Source organism: Endozoicomonas sp. SESOKO4 (assembly GCF_024606275.1).
Map to the genome: position 1 here is coordinate 1 of NZ_JAHHPS010000564.1, position 1,081 is coordinate 1,081.

A 1,081-nucleotide genomic window follows, 5' to 3' on the forward strand; every position below is an offset into this window, starting at 1 on the left:
ATAATAATGACAAACCCTACCTAAAATTCGCCCCAGGTATCAGCAAGGATGATAAGCGTTTCTTTGACCTTCCCGCACTTATCAAAATAACGACTACTCTTGCTAAAGGTCAGCCCGCCCTCGACCCAAGCAACCTAAAAAATTGCTACAAAAGTACTCTCTGACTAAAATCTTTGGCTGATGGTTATTCGTTGGTGTAATTAAAGATAACTTCATTCGAGGCGGTGCACCCAATCATGATCTCTCCGCCTTTTCAGGTAACTGCACAGGACCGGGTTGCGTTGCACCCACCCATTTCAGGCCTGGCTTCTTTTACAACTGCGATCCAAACCCGGGCTCGTGTGCCGTCAGTCACGACTACAGACAAGACAACGGACAAATTGTCAACATTAATTTAACGGTCCCATCTGGCTCGGAGGAAATACTACCGTTTGTCGCAAATGATGGCAGGGCGGAAGCGCCTTTCCATTTTCAAATACCCACTGTTCGTCTGTTCTGTTCGATAAAATTCGTATGAGTCTACGCCCCCGGGACCATTCTTTGGTACTATGATTGCCTCGTCTGATAGATTAACACTGGCGCATTGATTGTATGGAACTGACCGGCTCTCAACAGAGGGTAACTGAGCATGTAAATGGACATGCCCTTTGTATAGCAGTAGCCGGTTCAGGTAAGACCACTACCCTGGCCTTTCTCATTAATGAGTTACTGAACCAGGGTGTTTCCCCTCGACGCATCGTGGTTATGATGTTCAACAAGTCAGCCCAGCTGGACTTTACCGACAAGCTCCGCAGACGATGCCGACAGTGGCCGGTTCTTCCAAAAGTCCGAACCTATCACTCAACGGGCCTGAGACTTTTGAAGTCGCTCGAAGAGTGGGGGTTGAGATCGTCCTACAATCATCGCCCCCTGACAGAGAAAGAGATCGAGCTGAAAGTCCGTGAGCTTTTGCTGGCATTAGCACCTGACGTGCTTCAGGACAGGATCAAAGCAGACAGCGCCCGATACATTGAAGTGGCTGCCGGTTTTATCGATAACGTTAAGGCCAGTTTGGACAAGCCTTCCACAGTCCTGATGCGGG

Annotated in this window: 1 protein-coding gene; it reads left to right on the forward strand. The window is 48.8% G+C overall.

Annotated features, from left to right (window positions below; genetic code table 11):
• Positions 1–591: 591 nt before the first annotated feature.
• Positions 592–1,081, forward strand: a 490-nt coding sequence (locus KDK16_RS10970) for a UvrD-helicase domain-containing protein (RefSeq protein ID WP_257276135.1), incomplete at its 3' end; no start/stop codon positions are given.